At 46.4% G+C, this 18507-nt stretch carries 21 protein-coding genes and 1 pseudogene; 18 read left to right on the forward strand and 4 right to left on the reverse strand.

Annotation, left to right across the window (positions count from 1 at the left end):
- The first annotated feature begins 3 nt into the window (after positions 1-3).
- From MHB71_RS05165 to MHB71_RS05215, 11 genes are all read left to right on the forward strand, one after another.
- The gene (locus MHB71_RS05165) at positions 4-351 is read left to right on the forward strand and encodes a DUF2577 domain-containing protein (RefSeq protein ID WP_340029007.1); all 348 of its coding nucleotides are present in this window, start codon (positions 4-6) and stop codon (positions 349-351) included.
- Positions 341-757: a DUF2634 domain-containing protein gene (locus tag MHB71_RS05170; RefSeq protein ID WP_340029008.1), complete on the forward strand. Its 417-nt coding sequence runs from the start codon at positions 341-343 to the stop codon at positions 755-757. The genes MHB71_RS05165 and MHB71_RS05170 overlap by 11 nt, the downstream gene beginning before the upstream one ends.
- Positions 758-759: 2 nt before the next feature.
- A complete protein-coding gene (locus MHB71_RS05175; RefSeq protein ID WP_340029009.1) occupies positions 760-1839 on the forward strand; it encodes a baseplate J/gp47 family protein in 1080 nt (359 codons plus the stop codon).
- Entirely contained in the window at positions 1836-2399 is a 564-nt protein-coding gene (locus tag MHB71_RS05180) for a putative phage tail protein (RefSeq protein ID WP_340029010.1), read from the forward strand. The genes MHB71_RS05175 and MHB71_RS05180 overlap by 4 nt, the downstream gene beginning before the upstream one ends.
- Before the next feature lie 2 nt (positions 2400-2401).
- Complete coding sequence (locus MHB71_RS05185; RefSeq protein ID WP_340029011.1) at positions 2402-3370, forward strand: phage tail protein; 969 nt, start codon at positions 2402-2404, stop codon at positions 3368-3370.
- A gap of 21 nt (positions 3371-3391) precedes the next feature.
- Positions 3392-3640 carry a hypothetical protein gene (locus tag MHB71_RS05190; protein ID WP_340029012.1) on the forward strand — a complete coding sequence of 83 codons (249 nt, stop codon included), beginning with the start codon at positions 3392-3394 and terminating at the stop codon, positions 3638-3640.
- Positions 3641-3687: 47 nt separating this feature from the next.
- Positions 3688-3960 carry a helix-hairpin-helix domain-containing protein gene (locus tag MHB71_RS05195; RefSeq protein ID WP_340029013.1) on the forward strand — a complete coding sequence of 91 codons (273 nt, stop codon included), beginning with the start codon at positions 3688-3690 and terminating at the stop codon, positions 3958-3960.
- Entirely contained in the window at positions 3957-4313 is a 357-nt protein-coding gene (locus tag MHB71_RS05200) for a hypothetical protein (protein WP_143023576.1), read from the forward strand. The genes MHB71_RS05195 and MHB71_RS05200 overlap by 4 nt, the downstream gene beginning before the upstream one ends.
- Complete coding sequence (locus MHB71_RS05205; protein ID WP_340029014.1) at positions 4310-4996, forward strand: N-acetylmuramoyl-L-alanine amidase; 687 nt, start codon at positions 4310-4312, stop codon at positions 4994-4996. The genes MHB71_RS05200 and MHB71_RS05205 overlap by 4 nt, the downstream gene beginning before the upstream one ends.
- A gap of 1 nt (position 4997) precedes the next feature.
- Positions 4998-5183, forward strand: a complete 186-nt coding sequence (locus MHB71_RS05210) for a hypothetical protein (protein ID WP_340029015.1) — start codon at positions 4998-5000, stop codon at positions 5181-5183.
- A gap of 101 nt (positions 5184-5284) precedes the next feature.
- A complete protein-coding gene (locus tag MHB71_RS05215; RefSeq protein ID WP_340029016.1) occupies positions 5285-5872 on the forward strand; it encodes a DUF4352 domain-containing protein in 588 nt (195 codons plus the stop codon).
- 51 nt (positions 5873-5923) lie between these two features.
- Here the strand turns inward: MHB71_RS05215 and MHB71_RS05220 are convergent, their stop codons facing one another.
- Entirely contained in the window at positions 5924-6325 is a 402-nt protein-coding gene (locus MHB71_RS05220; RefSeq protein ID WP_340029017.1) for a hypothetical protein, read from the reverse strand.
- Between the two features lie 132 nt (positions 6326-6457).
- The gene (locus MHB71_RS05225) at positions 6458-7489 is read right to left on the reverse strand and encodes a tyrosine-type recombinase/integrase (RefSeq protein ID WP_340029018.1); all 1032 of its coding nucleotides are present in this window, start codon (positions 7487-7489) and stop codon (positions 6458-6460) included.
- Between the two features lie 141 nt (positions 7490-7630).
- Here MHB71_RS05225 and MHB71_RS05230 point away from each other — a divergent pair.
- Both MHB71_RS05230 and MHB71_RS05235 read left to right on the forward strand, forming a co-directional pair.
- Positions 7631-7846 (forward strand): annotated as a pseudogene (locus MHB71_RS05230) (sporulation initiation factor Spo0A C-terminal domain-containing protein); the annotation flags it as partial.
- 425 nt (positions 7847-8271) lie between these two features.
- The gene (locus MHB71_RS05235) at positions 8272-9228 is read left to right on the forward strand and encodes a GGDEF domain-containing protein (protein ID WP_340029019.1); all 957 of its coding nucleotides are present in this window, start codon (positions 8272-8274) and stop codon (positions 9226-9228) included.
- A gap of 266 nt (positions 9229-9494) precedes the next feature.
- Here MHB71_RS05235 and MHB71_RS05240 read toward each other — a convergent pair whose 3' ends face one another.
- A complete protein-coding gene (locus tag MHB71_RS05240; protein WP_340029020.1) occupies positions 9495-10307 on the reverse strand; it encodes a FlxA-like family protein in 813 nt (270 codons plus the stop codon).
- A 290-nt stretch (positions 10308-10597) separates the two neighbouring features.
- Between MHB71_RS05240 and MHB71_RS05245 the strand changes: the two genes are divergently transcribed.
- The 5 genes from MHB71_RS05245 (at position 10598) to MHB71_RS05265 (ending at position 17705) form a co-directional block, all read left to right on the forward strand.
- Entirely contained in the window at positions 10598-12472 is a 1875-nt protein-coding gene (locus tag MHB71_RS05245) for an AraC family transcriptional regulator (RefSeq protein ID WP_340029021.1), read from the forward strand.
- A gap of 195 nt (positions 12473-12667) precedes the next feature.
- Positions 12668-14641, forward strand: coding sequence for a helix-turn-helix domain-containing protein (locus MHB71_RS05250; RefSeq protein WP_340029022.1), 1974 nt, complete (start codon positions 12668-12670; stop codon positions 14639-14641).
- A 159-nt stretch (positions 14642-14800) separates the two neighbouring features.
- Complete coding sequence (locus MHB71_RS05255; protein ID WP_340029023.1) at positions 14801-15835, forward strand: NAD(P)/FAD-dependent oxidoreductase; 1035 nt, start codon at positions 14801-14803, stop codon at positions 15833-15835.
- 209 nt (positions 15836-16044) lie between these two features.
- The gene (locus tag MHB71_RS05260; RefSeq protein WP_221822108.1) at positions 16045-16695 is read left to right on the forward strand and encodes a hypothetical protein; all 651 of its coding nucleotides are present in this window, start codon (positions 16045-16047) and stop codon (positions 16693-16695) included.
- A gap of 533 nt (positions 16696-17228) precedes the next feature.
- A complete protein-coding gene (locus MHB71_RS05265; RefSeq protein WP_017687614.1) occupies positions 17229-17705 on the forward strand; it encodes a hypothetical protein in 477 nt (158 codons plus the stop codon).
- A 121-nt stretch (positions 17706-17826) separates the two neighbouring features.
- Here MHB71_RS05265 and MHB71_RS05270 read toward each other — a convergent pair whose 3' ends face one another.
- Complete coding sequence (locus tag MHB71_RS05270) at positions 17827-18426, reverse strand: thymidine kinase (protein ID WP_017687615.1); 600 nt, start codon at positions 18424-18426, stop codon at positions 17827-17829.
- Positions 18427-18507: the final 81 nt, after the last annotated feature.

The following is an 18507-nucleotide window of genomic DNA, read 5'->3' on the forward strand; positions in this document are numbered from 1 at the left end:
GCGGTGGCTCTCGAAACTATCGACGGGGGCGGCGTAAGTAAATTGCGCGACGTCATCCGGCAACTCGGTTACAACAAGGACGTTGACGTAGAAATCGGAACGGTCATCGCACCTCTTCCGGATATTCGCGTGAAACTTGATAACGTCAACTTCGAATTGGAACGCGAGGATCTCGTTATTCCGGAACGCCTAAAAGGGTACACGCGGACTGTTAAAATCAACGGAGTAGATTCGGTGATCGAGTTTCCGCCGGTACTGGAAGCGGGCGATCGCGTCGTACTCCAGATGTTCAATGCAGGACAGGATTACGTAATACTTGACCGGTTAGGGGGCGTTGGAGATGGCGCTTAGTCCACTTGCGGTAATTACCGACGAGGAAACGGAAGAGGCGGTAGTTGACGAAATACTGCCGCTCAAAACATACGCACTAAACGTTGAGACTGGCGAAATGGGCGGGACAGTTGACGGAACGGCTGCGATTGAACAGTTCATCTACAAAGCGATCCGGACTGCGCGTTACCGTTTCGCGATATTCGACGATGACTACGGATGCGAGTTAGACGATTTAATCGGCCAGGAAGTTTCGGTCGAACTATTAGAAACGGAAATACCGCGGACAATTGAGGACGCGCTAATATACGACGACCGGATTCTTGCGGTGCGTGACTTTACATTAACGAGGGAGGCGGACAAATTGTACGTCTCTTTTTTCGTGGAAGTAGATAACGAAACGATTCCGGTGGAGGTGACGATTTAATAATGGCATACGAAGATCAAACGAAGGCCGCGGTCTTAGAGCGGATACTCGCGGAACCACCTAACGATATTGATAAGCGGCCAGGTTCGGTAACTTACGATTTAGCTTCGCCTGCTGCCATTGAGATTTCGCTAGCTTACGCGGAGCTTGACAACGTACTCAACTACGGATTCACGGATACGACGTTCGGCGAGTACCTGGATAGCCGCGCATCTGACTACGGGCTTATACGTAAGGCCGCGATCAAATCAACCGGATCAGTAACGTTTACCGGTCCGGATACAACGGTAATTCCGGCGGCCACGGTTATCTCAACTGGCGGAGACACGCCGGTCTATTTCGTAACGACCGCGGCGGCAACTATCGCAGGCTCCACGGTTACTGTCACAGCAGAAGCGCAGGATGCAGGTGCTGTAGGAAACGTCGGCATGGGCGCGATTTACACGATGGTCGGCGATCTAGTCGGCATTGTTGCGGTAAATAACGCGGTCAACTTCGAAGGCGGCGTAGATACGGAGTCGGATGCGGCTTTATTCGCGCGCTACCAAGAACGGGCACAGCGGCCAGCCACGTCCGGCAACGCGAATCAATACCGCCAATGGGCGCTCGAAGTACCTGGCGTAGCCGACGCGATTGTCTATCCGATATGGGCCGGCCCAGGCACGGTTAAAGTCGTACTACTCGGCGCGGATAAGACTTCGCCAGATCCTTCGGTTGTTACCGCGGCCCAAACGTATATTGACCCGACAATGGACGGTCACGGCGAAGGAGTTGCGCCAATTGGTCCGGTTGTTACCGTTCAAGGAGCGGTCGAAGTTCCGATTAATGTCGCGGTAGATGTCGACGTCGAACCGGGCTATACGCTCGAAGAAGTGCGCGCACAACTAGAAGCCGGAGTCACTGCGTATCTGGCAACGCTGGCCTTTGCGGACCCTCTCGTACGGATTACGCGGATTGCTAACGTTATCCTCGACGTGCCTCGCGTTATTGATTACCGCGACCTTACGATTAATGGAGGAACCGCGAATATCGTCGTAGTTAATGGAGAGGTTGCGGTTCTTGGGACGGTGACAGTGACGTGAGAACATTGACGGAGATTCAGCGTGACATGCTCGATTACGTGCCGCAATATTACCGCGATTCTCTCGTAGCAAGCGGACTGCTTAACGCGGAGGCTATAGAGATCGCGCAGCTTAACGCGGATATATACGATGTGCTCGACCAGTTTTACATCGATCGCGCAACGTGGGGATTGGCGCGGTGGGAGCGGATATTCGGCGTAGTACCGGAAGCTGACGCAACCTATGAACAGCGGCGGGAAGTCCTGCGGGGTAAAATGCGTGGCGTCGGTAAGATTAGCGTAAGTCTCATCGAGAACGTAGCGGAAGCCTACGCAAACGGCGACGTGGATGTGGCGGTAGATAGCGCGGCTTATACGTTGACGATTACGTTTGTCGGCGTCTTTGGTGTGCCTGCGCAACTTGACGCGCTAAAAGCGAATCTACGCGATATTATTCCGGCTCATATGGCGATTGACTACGTATTCCGCTTCTATACGTACGGAGAGCTTACGGGAAGCGGTGCGACATACGCGAGCTTAACGGGATACGCGTACGACGATATTTACAATCGGAGGTTATAACGATGGCAACAACGCCAAATTTAGGATTGCCGCTGATTGACGGCGCGATGACTGCGGATGTGCCGCGGGATATGAATGCGCTGGCGAATGCGGTGGATACAGCGGTTGAGGAAGCGCTGGCGGACGTGAGTATTCCTGACGCGAGCCTGACCGTAAAAGGTAAGGTGCAACTATCGAACAGCACGAGTGGGACATCTGAGACGGTGGCAGCTACGGAGAAGGCGGTCAATGACGCGAAGGTAAGCGTTGTGTCCGACTATATTCGGCAACCTGGATTCGCTACTACTGGCGGAACGTCAACGGCCTACACCGCGACGCTAACCCCAATTCCGACTACCCTGCCGGACGGATTCGGGATCACTATTGTTCCGCATATTGCAAACGGAGCAAGCCCGACGCTTAACGTAAACGGACTGGGAGCTGTTCCGCTCAAAGATCAAAAAGGAATCGCGTACGCAGCGGGTAAGCTTGCGGTAGGTAAACCGTACACATTTCGTAAAGTGGGATCGGATTTTTTGGCCGATAGCTCTGGTGGCTCAGGTACCGCAGTAGCGGGAGATATCAGAGCGGGGAAAACAGCGACAAACGATGACGGGGACGTTACGGGTACGTTGGCCGTGCGTGGGACTACCGTTATAGCTCCGTCAACCGTAGAACAAAATTTTCCATCGGGGATTTATCCAAATTTCACAGTGCAGGCAATGCAGCGGTACTCCAATTCGGGGGTTACTGTCCCTGCAGGCTCCACTATAACGGTACCTGTCGGATTCATTCCTGTATTTGCGGCGTGCAAGGCTCAAACGGATGCCACTTATTTTTCCGTATCAGTAGCTAATAGCGCGAATGGCGGGTTTCTTAGTGGTATGTCTCAACAAGCGCAAGATTACCAGATTTACATCGACACAGCGGGTGCGGTTAAATTGACAAACAATAGAGGTTCTCAAACAAGCTTTAACACACTCTGCAGGTAAGAAAGAGAGGAAGGGATAAGTATGGAAGATTTTATTACACAGCACTTTGATGTCCAGACCGTTGAGCAAGGTAAAGTAGTACAGTGGGACAGCTCGTGTGCAACAACTTACAGCTATTTCGTTCAATTCTTCGGTGGTGTTATTGATAATAGCCTAAGAGAAAACAAGACTTATGTTGACACTGTTAAATCAATGATTAATGAGTCGATCACCAAAAACTACGGGTTGGCTGAGTACATCATCAGGCATACACAGATCCAACTCTTTTGAGCGCCCGCTTAGGCGCTTCTTTTATTTTACGGATAGGACGTGAACCCGTGAACAAGACGCAGCTTTATCGCATCCTAGTTCTGCTCGCGCTGGCCTTAACATTCGTAGCGAGCGTCATCACGGCAACGTCCGTAACTAAATCACGCATCAACATTAACGTAAGCAGCCGCGCCGCAATCGAAACACTGCCGGGAATCGGGCCGGTACTTGCGGATCGCATCGTGAGTGGCCGTCCCTACGCGGATGTGTACGAATTGGATCGCGTTGAGGGCGTAGGCCCCGCGACAATAGACGGAATTATCGGGAGGGTTGATTGGTGATGGACATTGCGGGAATATCAGCGCTGGCCTTTACGCTATTGAAAGAGGGCGCGTGGATGCCGCTGGCCGTACTCGTAATCGGCGTGCTCGTATGGCTTATGCTACGCGCGCAGAAAGAGCAGACGGAGGCTAACCGGGCAGACGCTAAGAAGCGCGAGGATAAGTTGATGGCGTTCGTTGACGAGAACAAGGCGGAGGCATTGGCGCGTGAGGACCGGTTGATGGAGCACTTGACGAAAACGGAAGAAGTACAGACGCGTATCGTATCGACATTGGAACGGATGGAGATGCGGATGCAGTATATCGAACGCGCTGTGAATATCGAAATCAAATACGGAGATGATGCGGCGTGAACTATCGCAAAGATTATATTCCGAAAGGTACCGCGTTTAATCGGCGGCCTGCTAACGTAATGACCGCGACAACAATTACGATACACAATACGGGTAATCCGGCAAGTTCCGCGGCTAACGAACGCGCTTGGCTGACGAACGGGTCGAACGCACGCACCGCGTCATTCCATATCGCAGTGGATGAGCGCGAGGCTATCGAATGCATTCCGCTGAATGAGAACGCTTGGCATTCCGGAGACGGTAGCGGAGCAAGTTCCGGAAACCGTACGTCAATTGGCATCGAAATTTGCGAGAGCGGCAACTACGCAAAGACGCTAGATAACGCGGCTACTCTCGTTGCGTCGATGCTGAAAGAGCGCGGATGGGGCGTTGATCGATTGCGCCGCCACTACGATTGGTCCGGTAAAATCTGCCCGCGCTTAATGTACGACGGTGGCGCATGGACCGGTTGGGGTCTGTTTAAGGCGGCTGTGGCTGCGAAACTAAACGAAAAGGTGGCGGATGCTAACGTGAAGAAGGACGTAATCGTAAGCGTAGTTGTGAACGGTAAGAAAGTAACGGACGGCGTGCTTGACGGAGGAACTACGTATACACCGGCGCGAGCTGTGGCGGAAGCATTGGGCGCGAAGGTATCGTGGGACGCGAAGACTAAAACGGTGACAATTACGAAGGAGGCGAAGTAATATGAAGAAGCGCTTAACGAATCCGCTATTCATCGCGGCGGCCGTAGGGCTTGCGTACCAGGTACTCGAAAAGTACGGAGTTGCTCCGGATTTCGGTACGTGGCAGATCGGCGTTGACCTCGTGACGTACGCGTTGATCGGGACGGGCGTGTACTCTACGTTTAAGAAAACGGACGCGGCGGAATAAAACTGCGACCTACTTGCGGATGACTACGTATTGTATCGTAGGTAGGTCTTTCCTTTTTATATGATTCGATGGTACTATTTGGTTACTGAGGAGGTTGTGAGATGAGGAAACGAGCTTTAGTACATATAGTGTGGCTTTTAGTGGGAGTTTTCGTGTTGGGTCTTATTTTAAAACTCTCATTAGATCCTTCGGACAATGAGCCAAAACAGATTCCCGCAGCAACAACTTCGGTCTTAACGGAAGAAGTTAAAGAGATTACGCCGGAGACTTCCACCGCCGAGAAAAAAGAACCTACTATCTACTCCGCTGAAGATACTGTAAAATTCGGTGATTATCAAATTAATGTAAAAGGCGCGGAGAGTACAAAAGGGACCGAGGAAGGTTCCAAGCTTATCCAGATACAACTTAGCGTAAAGAATATTGGTAAAGAGCCGATCAACGTCGATAGTAGTTACTTCGAAATGTATGACCAAAACGACCGGAAGTTTGAGACGGACGCAATGGATAGTTTCGGTGGTGATCCGATATTCTTGATGGATAGTATAAATCCGGGGCTGAGTTTAACGCGTAAAGTTATTTTCGCGGTACCAGAGGATGTAACATCCGTAAAGCTCGCAGTACGGGATAACATGTTTGACCTATTTGATTCGGCAGACTACGTGTATATCGATATCGGCTCGGTGAAATAAATACGCAAGACCTAGCGCTCATCTCTCCGGAGGTGGGCGCTCTTTCTGCGTTTATGGGCCGCGTTGTAACCACTCCGGAACCGACGGATCAACGTACATATCCGTATTCACCCCGAGATACTTCCGCATAACCACGCTCGCGTCCGCAGCCATCATCGTCCACCTAATCCGCATTTGCGATTCATAGCCGCGGCATTTATAGCGCGCCGTTACTCCGTCATTATCCGAGACCTCTTCGTAGACCTTGATGCCGCGCTGACGGAATCCTTTGCGGATCTCGTATAGGTCTGCGGTGAGTTTGCGTTGGGCCTCCGCTATTACGTCGACATACGGGCCCGGCGTCTTTAATGTAGCGTTGATGAGCGCGATATCCCGTTCGAATGCGGTGAGGACGCGCGGCAGTATAATATGCGTTTTGATGAGCGTGTGGTCTTCCGAGGTGATATCGATCATTTTCCGTTTCAACTCCGTTAATTAGCGTTAGGGAACGTTTGTTCTTAGTATAGCGCGGGAGTGGCGGAGGAAGCAAGCGGGAGAATTGAGTAAAAGAAAAACGAAGGGGCTCATCTCCCTTCGTCGTGATCCTTACTTAAACATTTTTCTACCGCGCTTCTTCTCATTACCCTTATCGATCAAACTCGAAATCGGACTCGCCTTATCATGCTGCTCTCTTATATCTGTTCCGGTGAATTTCGCATATGTTTGCGTCATGTTTAGTGATGTATGGCCTAGAATGCGCGCCAGGGTTAACGCGTCGCCTCCTTCGCGGAGAAACTTAACCGCAAAGTAATGGCGGAAGGTATGCGGAGACACTCGCGGTCCCGTCACGCCTACGCGCTTTGCGTAAAGTTTAAGCATCTTAGCGAAGGTGTCTCCGAAATAGCGTTCGCCGAATTGCGTAAGCCAGAGCGGATCGTCCTCGCTAACGTCCATGTATGAAATCAAGTTTTCAAGCTCACGGGCGGTAAGCGGAGAGATAGGTACTACGCGAGTCATATTCGTCTTTGACGTCTCAGCACGTACTATGATTTGCCGTGTCTTAAAGTTAACGTCTGAGACGCGAAGACTCGTCAGTTCTTTAATACGTAGGCCGGTGTCGCAGAGGAGGAGCATCATACAGTAATCTCGTCGTCCTGTATATACCCGTCGGTTGGGCGCGCTGAGTAACTTGACCACTTCTTCGTCCGTGAATATATCGAATGTATCTTTGGCCTCGGCTTGGTACTTAACTGCCTCCATAGGGTTGTACGTGATAACTCTTTCTTCTATTAAGTAATTGAAGAAGATGCGCATATTACGTATGACGTTGTTTATCGTCCGAGGCGATAGTCCTTTTGCACCGTTTGGGCTTGTCGGATGATCGTCCCACCGTACCTTTCCGAATGAGAGATACTCGATGTACTCACGCAGGATCTCCGTATTAATTTCGTCATACTCACGCTCGTTATACCACTTCTCGAATTGATTCAAGACCTGCGCGTAGGCACTAACCGTTTTTATTGAGCGGCGGTCCCTGCGCTTGGAGTCGAGAAACTGCGCGATGCGATCTCCTAACGCAAGCTTAAGCGGCTTACCCTCTTTCGATACAAACGTAAACTTAGGTGTTTTCTGCGCCATTTATCAGCGCCTCCTTTAGCGATAAATTTACGCTAAATGTTCCGATAAAGCTGCGAAATCTTTATCGCTATAGCGACAGACTATTTCGCGTATGTTCACGCTAAACTTTGCGTCACGTTGACCGTTTAAACTAGCGGATTTCTGTATCCGGCGATTGCCGAAAAATTCAAAACCACGCCGTCCCGCGTCGAACGTGCCATCCGCCATGCCATTGAAGTGGCTTGGACACGCGGCAACATCGACAGCATCAGCCACCTGTTTGGTTACACAATCAACATCAGCAAGTCGAAGCCGACAAACTCGGAATTCATTGCGATGGTTGCTGACAAGCTGAGAATTGAGCATAAGGTAAGCTGAAAGGGTCAGGAGTAGTGAGCTGGCAAGTATAGTTTGGATTCAGATTAGATTCTAGCCAAATGAAATTTTGGCGGCCTATATCTGAATTCGTTCATTTCATGCCGATAAACTTCTGTAATATATGCCAACGAATACCGTCATTTATTGGATTAAAGATATCCAGTAAATGACGGTATTTTTGCATAACGAAATAACACAGAACATGATGATGAAATTTAGTGTTGCATGATTGCTTCAAAATTTTGAGATCAAGTATTAAAATAAGCTCACTATAGCAAAGTTTAGAAAAGGAAATAATTCATAAACTTTTACTCTCAGTTAACGCTTTTTCAAGTAGAAAGTGGTACGATGTGACCATTGACAAAGACCTACATATATATTTAAAAAGTTCGGATAAGATGCTACGAACAGAGGAGTAGAATAGTATGTTTACGCAAATAGGCGAGATTGCTGAACCAATTCCTGTAGTACAATCTGATACAAAATGTGATATCGTCTATCATCTTTTCAAGTCCAATCCTAGTCTGGAAGGTATAGCTGTTATGGGGGAGAAGGATGTGTCATTAATGATGCGGCCCCGATTCTTTCAGCAGATTGGCACCCAGTATGGCTATAATCTGTATATGGGACGTCCTGTAGAACTGGTGATGAATACGCAGGCACTGGTCGTGGATTATTCGGAACAGATTACAGATGTCAGTGTTCTAGCCATGGATCGAGATGAAGGGGAAATATATGATCTTGTGTTGGTCACGTCAGGAGAAAGTTTCTTTGGAGCTGTGAGTATTCGGCGTTTGCTACTTGCTGTTGCTGATGTACGGGCTGAAATGGCGATTTTTATGAACCCGCTGACTGGTCTTCCTGGTAATCATATCATAGATGAAAGGCTGTCTCAGGCTCTTCAGATGGACCAATTTAGCGTACTCTATGTTGATCTCGATCAATTCAAATCCTACAATGATAGCTACGGCTTCAAAATGGGGGATCAGCTTATTCAGGCGACAGCTAACTTGCTTCGCAAGCTATTTGTTCTCCCTGAAGCTTTTCTTGGACATATCGGTGGTGATGATTTTATTACGATCCTGAATCACCATGATTACAAATATATTAGTGAGGAAGTCATCTCAGGTTTTGAGGAAATGAAAAAGACATTTTACAACGAACATGATTGGCATCATCAATATGTTCTGGGGGAAGGACGTTCCGGGCTAAATCGGCCCATTCCTCTGGTGTCGGTATCCATCGCCGTTGTAACCAATAGCAAGCGAAAATATGAAAACATAGATCAGATTATTGATGAGGCCACACGCATCAAAAAAGGTTGTAAAGCGATTGCTGGAAGTATCATCTGTGCAAATGATACCGCCACGACTTCGTGCTAGACATAAAATTTCGAGAACGTAGAGGACAGAGAGAACCTGAGATGTGGGTCTCTAAAAGCTTTCTGTAAGAAAGCTTCTTCGGAAGCTGAGGCTTCGCCTCTATACCCATAACGTTAAAATACAGAAAAACCGCTACTTATCAGGAGTTAGTCACCTGTAATAGCGGTTCTATCATTGGATGCGAGTCAAAGGTTGTGTAGCAAACGAGCCACTTTAATCTTTAAGCTCATTATGTATACATAAAATTATGTTTGATCAATGCGTACTCAGATTCGAATATCGACAGATGGATATGAAGCAGCAGGAGATGTAGAAGCCGTAGTTTGCGGACCATTTCCTGATTCCTGATCTGTGGTTCCACCATCTGAAGGGTGCTCCTTATTTCCCGTTTTCTTTCCTTCATTTATTTCCTGATCTTCTTCTCCAGATGTTGCAGAGATAGGTGGTTGTACTCCTTTTATAGGTGCGGGCTGATGGATCTCTTGCACCAGTTGCCCAATCTTCTGATTGACCTTATTTAACTGGGAGTTGATGTCCTGGACGGTCTCTCGCTTTGCCTGAAAGACGGTGCGTTCTGAATTTTCCAACATCATTGATTTGCCTAGATCGAGATCATTTGCGGGAGGATTGATCTCGAGAACAAGTCGGTCAAAGCGGGTTTCTCCTTCGGTGGTCTGAATGGAGCCCTGCATGCGATCACGCAAACCGACCAGCTTACCCAATTGATCATAAGTCTGACTATGCTTGATCAGATGATCGAGTGAAGGGGCTTGTACCTCGTCGGTTGGTTTGGGTTGTTGCTGTTGAGCCTTTTCGGGCTGTCTAAATTTGTTCTTTTCTTGCAATTCTTCAGCTTTAATTTGGGCAATCTGGCTATCGATCTGGGAAATAGAGCTTGTTAAGGATTTTATTCGCTGAGCTTTGGTTTTGGTATCCAACTCGTCATTGGTTTTTACACCTTGCATTTCTTCATTGAGCCGGATCTTCTGCTGCATGAGTCCCTGAATTTCTTTATCCCGATTGGAGACTTGATTCCCGGGAGTGAAACTGCTTTTGGTTGCAGATGAGATTGAATTCATATCCTCTGTTCTCCTTCTCCGCTTTATCATGGTTCTATTTACATATATCGGATGTTAAGAGAAGGATTTGAATAGCTCTTGTTTCATCAAATGATTCATTTACTCGGTTGTATTGCGTACTTCATCATAATAATTGATAATGGTTATCAATAAGTGAGTGGAAGTTCAGACACAATCTATGTAGACGGAGATGGGTTAGCAAAATGTGGAATGATTATTATATACTCTGGAACTATGCTGCTGTGAGTATAACAGATATCCGATACATGGAATTCGGGGCATATGAGGAGATGAAATACAAATTTCCGACAAGTACTTTTGTACTCACGATTCAGGGTGAGGCTGAAGTGACGATAGACAACCAAACGTATGAAGTGAGCCGCTTTTATGTTCTCCATGGGGGAAAAGGGAGTAAGTTGGTTATTCAAGCCGGCGAAGCCGGATTACGCTTGTATTACTTGATGTACAAAGCGAACCTGCCTAGTGGAGGGAGAAACGATCTGGGAAGGTTAATGGAGCGTATCAATCCGTTCCAAATGAACTATGGGTTTACCCCCGATATGCCAACCATTCTATATGAGCAATTGAAACAGATGCACTTTTTGTGGGATCAAAAGAATCCTATTCAGCATTTTCAGGCCAAGAGTTTGTTCTATCCCTTTGTGGAGCAGATATCATCACAGATTCCTCGTGTATCTAACCGCTATCCGAGTATTGTGGATAAGGTCAGCAAAGTCATTGAAATTGTACAGTCTTCATACACAGAGCCGCTTACGCTGCATGCTTTGGCAGAAATGATCGGCTCCAGCCCGAGGAGTTTGTCACGAAAGTTCAAGCAGTCGACGGGATATAGTCCCATCGACTATCTGATTCAGTTTCGTTTGTTCAAAGCCAAGGAGATGTTGCTGCAAACGGACGCCACGTTGGATGAGATCGCAGCAGGCATCGGTTATCCGGATGGATATTATTTGGGTCGTATGTTCAAAAAACATACAGGTCTTTCTCCTCTGCAATTTAAAGAAAAGACCTCAGCACCTCTAAATTGGCCTGATCTGACATCAGGTGTGGCGCGAAATGACATTTTCAGAGGTGGAAGTGGAAGGTATGTTTATACTGATGGTGATAATCATTATCAATATAAGCATGGAGGGTCAATAAATATGAACAGACAGACAAGAACGGGAATGTTGCTTAGTATTCTACTAAGTCTTACGTTACTGCTAAGTGCCTGCTCAACAGGTGTTGCCAGTAATTCGAGCGGGGATGCTTCCGGAAGCAAAAGTACATCAAGTTCCACGAACACAGTAACAGCGGATAATCAAACCAAAACATCTGAACCACGTATAATCTCAACGGTGAAGGGAGATATTACAATTCCGGCTGAACCTAAACGGATTGTGGTTGACTTGTATCTGGGAAGTCTAATCGCCCTTGGGATCAAGCCTGTGGGTACACCCGAGATGAACCTGAAGAATCCTTATTTTATCAAATCACTTGAGGGTGTGCAGAATATTGGTGAATATGAAACCATCTCTCTCGAAAAGGTGTTGGAGCTTGAACCGGATCTCATTGTGACAGGTAATCCTGATTTATTTGATTCCTTTAGCAAAATTGCACCTACCCTGGTTGTTCCTTATGGGGAATTGAAAAACACCCATGAAGAGATCGTCTACTTTGGTGAAGTGCTAAATAAAGAAAAAGAATCTGAGGCATGGTTAACCGATTATGACGCAAGAATTGCAGATGCCAAGAAACGTGTTGGTGAGGCAATTGATCCGCAGGCCGAGGTGTCGGTCATGCAGTTCTATGATAAAGCACCGTTGGCCTTTGGTGATAATTTTGGTCGGGGAGGTCAGGCAGTCTACAGCGCGCTTGGTTTGAATCCTCCTGCAGATAAAAAAGAGATTTTAATGAAGGATCAACTGGTTGAAGTTTCATCGGAAGCGATTCCTGAATTTGCCGGAGACTACATCATTCTAACAGCAGATAATCTGACCCTGGAAGAGTTGAAATCGAAACCGGTCTGGAGTTCACTGGATGCGGTTAAGAATGATCGAGTGTTTATCTGGAGCCCGGATCGTTCATGGTACTTTGACCCGATTGCAACATTGGATCAGACCGAGGAATTGGCCGCGTGGTTTACGAAGATATCTGGACAAAAATAAATGTAACCTGTGCTTGATAAGATAAAATCCAATTCCAGCCCAAATTACAGTTGATAATGAAAATTATTATCATCTATAATGAAAGGAATATTAGTGAACCTCTGCTACGCATATGTTATAAGAATGTTCGGCAGAATGATGACCTTTACTTCGTGAGGTCTTTGTTACGGGGGTGCTGGGATTGGAGAGTATTCGATGCAATTAGACGAACAGATGAAATGCTGGAATCATGCCGCTGTTAAGGTTCTGGATATACGGCGGATCGTTATGGAGGCAGGCGCACAACTGAGTTCCTATACACTTCCAGCAAATGGTTTTATATATACGATTCGAGGATCGGCTCAACTTCAATTGGATGGACAAACATACAAGGCAGAGCGATTTTACATGCTTCATGGGGCGAAAGGATCTTCACTGGATATCCAAACCAACGAAGAATTCGAATATATTCTGCTCTATTATAGAGCATTCCTTGCCTTTCCAAGTTATCGCAAAAAGTGGTTATTGGCACAGCCTGAGGTTGCACCGTTCTCTTTGCAATATGGATTTACGCCAAGTAGTCCACTTGGACTGTTACGTTACCTTGATGAGCTTGAAGGTGCATGGGTACAATCTGGCAGTCTGGATCTGCTTCATACAAAAAGTTTATTTTACCAATTCATTCATGAAATGATGGTTCAGCTGGCAGAGCAGGAGATCAAAACAGAGCTTGCTGACCCGGTGAAACAAACACTTCGTTATATACAGAACCATTATAGGGAACAGGTCACGCTTGATTTCCTGGCTGAACAATTCAACTACAGCTCCCGACATTTATCCATGCAATTCAAACGACAGACGGGTCACAGTCCCATTGATTATTTAATTCAGACCCGAATCGCTAAGGCTCGCAATCTGCTTTTGCGATCTGATGCAACGCTGAGTGAAATTGCAGCAGAAGTAGGTTATTCGGATGTGTATTATTTTAGTCGTATCTTCAAAAAACATGTGGGGATCTCTCCGATACAGTATCAACGAAAGATGAGAGAAGAAGCGAGAACAGAGGATCGTCCATTGGTAATCTCTGAATCGTCCATTGGCCGAAGATGGAAGTCGGGATATATTGATTATGAGAATCATTATCAATATATAGACGGAGGGTCTACACCAATGAAAAGAAGAAAAACAAGTTCCAGTATGATTATGGTTGCATTATTGAGCATAACGATGCTCCTCGCAGCCTGCTCTTCAGGTACAGCAACAACACCAGCAGCTGGCGAAGGAACGGGTGCCAGTTCCAATAACAGCAGTACGGCAGTATCATCAGACACAGGAAGCCAGACGAACAAAGACAATGAAACACGCACGGTCTCAACGGTTAAGGGCGACGTAGTTGTTCCAGCGAATCCGAAACGGGTTGTTGTACTATATCTCCAGGGAGACGTCGTTGCGCTTGGAATTAAGCCAATTGCTACATCTGAAGTATTCAACGGGGCTGCCTACAAGAGTGAGCTTGAAGGTGTAAATTCACTAGGTACCTGGTTCGAACCGAATCCTGAAGCTGTCATTGATCTTGATCCGGATCTGATCATTGTTCCTTCAGAAGAGACGTATACGTTGTTAAAAGATATCGCACCTACGGTATATATTCCATACGAGAAAATGACAACAGAAGAAAGACTCCAGAGTATAGCGAGTATTTTTGGAAAAGAACAGGAAGCTGAGACATTAATCAATAATCTCAATAGCAAAGTCGAAGAGAGTAAGCAAACACTAGCAGACGCAGGCATATTAGACAAAACGGTTTCCATTGTGGAGGGCGGTTTGAAAGGTATGGTCGTTGTAGAGAGCAAGCAATATGGCCGAGGATCTCAGGCATTATATGAATACTTGGGGATGAAAGCACCTGAAGTGGTACAAAAGAAAATTGATGTAGTTTCGGAAGCGGGAGGCTCCAATTTATCCATGGAAGTACTGCCTGAGTATATCGGGGACTACGTGTTTCGTTCGGTGTATGAAGGGGCAGATAACCTTACGGATGATCCAATATGGAGTAGCATCCCGGCTGTTAAAGAAGGTCGCCTAATTGAAATTGATTTTGATTTCTTCTATTATTCGGATATCTATTCAATCAATAAACAAATTGATTTTGTCGTTGAAAAGCTGTTGGCGGCTCCAAGAGCCCAATAGTAAAGAGCGGATTTGTTCGTGAAATGTTTGTACAAGAAATGTTTGTTTTTTAGCCATTGTATTTTGATAAGATTACCATTACACTAGGATTTAAGTGATAATGAGAATCGATATCAAATACTCGATGTTCTGGATCGAATTAACGGAGGTATTTTTAATATGAATCAGTTGGAACTTTATGATGTAACCATTATCGGCGGTGGCCCTGCGGGCATGTACTCTGCCTTTTATAGCGGCATGCGAGATATGAAGACCAAGTTGATTGAGGCACGTGACAGATTGGGAGGTCGCATGCTCTTTTATCCGGAGAAAATGATCTGGGATGTCGGGGGTGTGACGCCAATTCTGTGTGAAGATCTGATCAAACAATTGGAAGAACAGGCAAGAACTTTTGAGCCAACCCTCGTATTTGAACAACAGATCGAAGGATTCGAGCGTCAACCTGATGGCACAATTCTGTTAACTTCTGCAACAGGTGAACAACACTGGACACGTACCGTCATTATGGCAATCGGATATGGTATATATAAAATGGCCAAGCTGGAGCTTGAAGGTGCAGACCGTTACGAGGTTAGCAATCTGCACTATACCGTGCAAGAACTGGAGCCATTCCGTGGTAAACGCGTGCTGATTTCGGGTGGAGGCGACTCTGCTGTGGACTGGGCGAATGAACTGGAAGCACTGGCAGAGCAAGTTACGGTTGTGCATCGTCGTGACCGCTTTGGCGGGTTGGAGCGTAATGTACTGCGTATGAGAGAATCATCTGTAGATGTCCGTACACCTTACGCGGTAGAGACACTGCATAGTATGAGTGGTGATGTGATTGAACAGGTGACCATCTCACACGTGGACACAGGTGAAACTGAACTGCTTGAAGTCGATGCTGTCATTGTAAACCATGGCATGAAGAGTGACTTTGGTCCAATCCGGGATTGGGGACTTGATCTTGGCGAATGGCATGTCACTACAACAGAAAGATTGCAAACCAATATTCCCGGCGTGTTTGGCGCAGGCGATTTTGTAGATTATGGTAGCAAACTGTACCTGATTGCGGGTACCTTCACTGATGCAGCGCTAGCGGTAAACAGTGCGAAGCTTTACATGGACCCTGAAGCGGAAAAAGTGGCTTATGTTTCTTCCCATAACAGTCGCTTTAAGGAGAAAAATAAAGCTCTAGGTGTTGTAGAAGAATAAAAGTCTGCAATTGGATACGTTAAGATGACTTCGGGGTAATTTAATCCCGAAGTCATCTTTTTTGCATAAAATGGGTATTATAAAGGCATAATTTCACCAGAACTAACAGCTTCCGAATTGAATATACACTACCAAATGTCTATAATAAGCCTGAGAAACAGTAGAATAACATCAAGATACAATAACTAGATCAGAGTGGAGTGCAGCGTATGAAAAAGGGATCACAGCCACAACGAGGTTTCGCCTTCATCCAGCGGTGGTTCAAACGATCTGATAAAAAAAAGATCAAATGGTCTGAAATGTATCTCGCACTGGCTGGCGCGCTTCATCGCTTGTTGGTTGAAGGGCGGCGTGAACGTTCAGCAGCCAAACGGCTGCATCAGGACTTGCCTATTAACGCGTTGGGCGAGATGAAGCTAGAGCCAGGGGATATTGTGTACACGCCAAGCTCGGAATCGACGTATTACGCCGGGCATATGGGCATTATCGGTCTCGACGGCAAGGTGTATCATGTGCACCCTTATGGGCCTGTATTTGCTGATTCATTAGAGTGGTATCTGACGCGATTTTATGAAGGAGATCGTTTCATTGTATTCCGTTCCAGATTGAATGAGGCAGGAATGAAAGCAGCGGGGTGGGTACACGACCATTACAAGCAGGTAAAATTCTACCGTTTGCAGACCAATCTGCGCAGTATTGAGCGCAATTACTGCTCCAAGTTTATATATCAGGCCTATCAGTTCACATCGGGACTGGATCTGTGGAGCCGCAAATTTACCCGAATGAATCAGGGGTATATCTATCCATTTCGAATTGAGCGTTCATCAGAGCTGGACGTTCTGGGAACTTTTTATAAATAAGGCTGGAACCGACTAAAATACTGTTCTTCCGAAAAAAAGGAGAGCAGGTTCTGTCGGTTTTTTTTATATGTGTAGAGATTAAAACAGGAAAAACGCTCAAAACGTCGAATAGATTATGAGATAGGCACGCACAACTTGGAATCGTATACATAAAAAAAGACGAGATGATTTTTAGCCCAGAGTAAAAAAATGACTACGAAGTAGACGAACAAGAAAGAGTGAAGCGAGATGAAATGGCCGGGTTTCTTACAACGATTCCGACCGAACAAAAACGTGGTTAAGCTATCGGACTATATCCCAAAAAAGGAAAGGAGGCACTACTGTTCCATATGCAAGAAAAACGTTAAATCGGTCGTGCATTATGCCGCGCCACAGGGAAATGTTTCAGGTGTATGCAGTTCTTGTAAGTCTTTAGCGGATGAACGTGGAATGTTTCCCATTTAATAAGAAGAGATGCGCTCAGGAAATAAGAATTTTTTGATTTATGCGCGTTTTTGTAGTACATTAGCAAATGTATTCGAAGGAGGATTCTAATGTACTCAGGTAGACAAGACGATACTTTATACATCATGACCTACACCTTAAACAGCGGTATCAAGGGTACGGTTCCACTGTCTAATAAGCAGATTATTGAGTGGCTGGATTGCTACAGAAATGAGAAGCGCTTCGTGACCGAAATCGGCAAGGAGTTTTTTGGATTGAATGCAGGATTGGTAGCAGACTTCAAGGTTCAAAATCATTTATCGGATTATCAGCAGACCATTATGCCTACACAGCAGCAGGATAACCTGGAACGCTTGTCCAGTGCTTATAAATCAACCGAGTTATTAATGAAGATTGATTGTAAATGTGGCACGGCTTATGTGACGGAATCCCCATACAAGCGCACAAAATGGTACTGTACAAAGTGTAAAGAGATTGTATTTTTGGATGCCAAAAAAGGAATGGTGGAAACGTCGCGTGGTGACGCTTACTACATGACCAACAAATATTTTGTTTCCCGGGACTAGCGGGAAGTGACTCTGGAAGCATCGCTGCGAAGCGGTGCTTTTTTGTACGAATGTTTGCTCTATAACAAAAAAAGCCCCAAGGGGCCTTTTTGGAAGATATCTAAGATCGATCTTTTAGGAATTATGATGAGCATTCAACTTTGTGAGGAGGAATGAAGCAGCAACGACAGCGTGGCTCGTAAGCTTCTGAATCGCCAATCATGACAACCGGACCCAAGGTAACAGGCTCCCCATTGACGATACGTTGCGTAAAGGCTGCATCTGGGCTGCCACATACCGCACAGAAAGCCGAGAGTTTCTCAATGTCGTCTGCCATGGCAAGCAAACCACCGACATATCCGAATTCCTTACCACGGTAATCCATATTAAGTCCGTCCACAATGACATGTTTGCCACAATACGCTAACTCCGAGACAAGTTCCATAATGGCACTGCTGAAAAATTGTACTTCATCAAATGCAACAACATCAGCATCTATGGTTTGGTTCAAGATCATTTCTACGGATTCCGGGGTTAATTGCCGGGGAATGGAATGGGCAGGGAGTCGATAACCAATTCGGCTCACGATCTCGTCCTGGGCAAACCGATTATCCTCGGCTGGTTTGTAGGCCACAACCTTTTTACGACCAAATTGTATTAATTTCTGACAACGGCGAATGAGTTCACCGGATTTTTCACTGAACATGGGTCCAGTAATTACGGTAATACGTCCTGTTTGCACGGTGCTGCTACTCCTCTCACATACGGGATTCAACAAAAAAAGCGACCTTTACAGAGTACCACAAAATCTTTGGAAAGAGCC

It is taken from the genome of Paenibacillus sp. FSL H7-0940 (assembly GCF_037979415.1).
In the GTDB taxonomy this organism is placed as follows: Bacteria; Bacillota; Bacilli; order Paenibacillales; family Paenibacillaceae; genus Paenibacillus; species Paenibacillus amylolyticus.

Excerpts from the sequence above, each read along its gene's own strand:
- MHB71_RS05260 (WP_221822108.1), top strand. The coding sequence starts at position 16,045 with ATGAAAAAGGGATCACAGCCACAACGAGGTTTCGCCTTCATCCAGCGG.
- MHB71_RS05265 (WP_017687614.1), top strand. The coding sequence starts at position 17,229 with ATGTACTCAGGTAGACAAGACGATACTTTATACATCATGACCTACACC.
- MHB71_RS05175 (WP_340029009.1), top strand. The coding sequence starts at position 760 with ATGGCATACGAAGATCAAACGAAGGCCGCGGTCTTAGAGCGGATACTC.
- MHB71_RS05240 (WP_340029020.1), bottom strand. The coding sequence starts at position 10,307 with ATGAATTCAATCTCATCTGCAACCAAAAGCAGTTTCACTCCCGGGAAT.
- MHB71_RS05215 (WP_340029016.1), top strand. The coding sequence starts at position 5,285 with ATGAGGAAACGAGCTTTAGTACATATAGTGTGGCTTTTAGTGGGAGTT.
- MHB71_RS05255 (WP_340029023.1), top strand. The coding sequence starts at position 14,801 with ATGAATCAGTTGGAACTTTATGATGTAACCATTATCGGCGGTGGCCCT.
- MHB71_RS05245 (WP_340029021.1), top strand. The coding sequence starts at position 10,598 with ATGAAATACAAATTTCCGACAAGTACTTTTGTACTCACGATTCAGGGT.
- MHB71_RS05185 (WP_340029011.1), top strand. The coding sequence starts at position 2,402 with ATGGCAACAACGCCAAATTTAGGATTGCCGCTGATTGACGGCGCGATG.
- MHB71_RS05190 (WP_340029012.1), top strand. The coding sequence starts at position 3,392 with ATGGAAGATTTTATTACACAGCACTTTGATGTCCAGACCGTTGAGCAA.
- MHB71_RS05210 (WP_340029015.1), top strand. The coding sequence starts at position 4,998 with ATGAAGAAGCGCTTAACGAATCCGCTATTCATCGCGGCGGCCGTAGGG.
- MHB71_RS05170 (WP_340029008.1), top strand. The coding sequence starts at position 341 with ATGGCGCTTAGTCCACTTGCGGTAATTACCGACGAGGAAACGGAAGAG.
- MHB71_RS05225 (WP_340029018.1), bottom strand. The coding sequence starts at position 7,489 with ATGGCGCAGAAAACACCTAAGTTTACGTTTGTATCGAAAGAGGGTAAG.
- MHB71_RS05250 (WP_340029022.1), top strand. The coding sequence starts at position 12,668 with ATGCAATTAGACGAACAGATGAAATGCTGGAATCATGCCGCTGTTAAG.
- MHB71_RS05220 (WP_340029017.1), bottom strand. The coding sequence starts at position 6,325 with ATGATCGATATCACCTCGGAAGACCACACGCTCATCAAAACGCATATT.
- MHB71_RS05235 (WP_340029019.1), top strand. The coding sequence starts at position 8,272 with ATGTTTACGCAAATAGGCGAGATTGCTGAACCAATTCCTGTAGTACAA.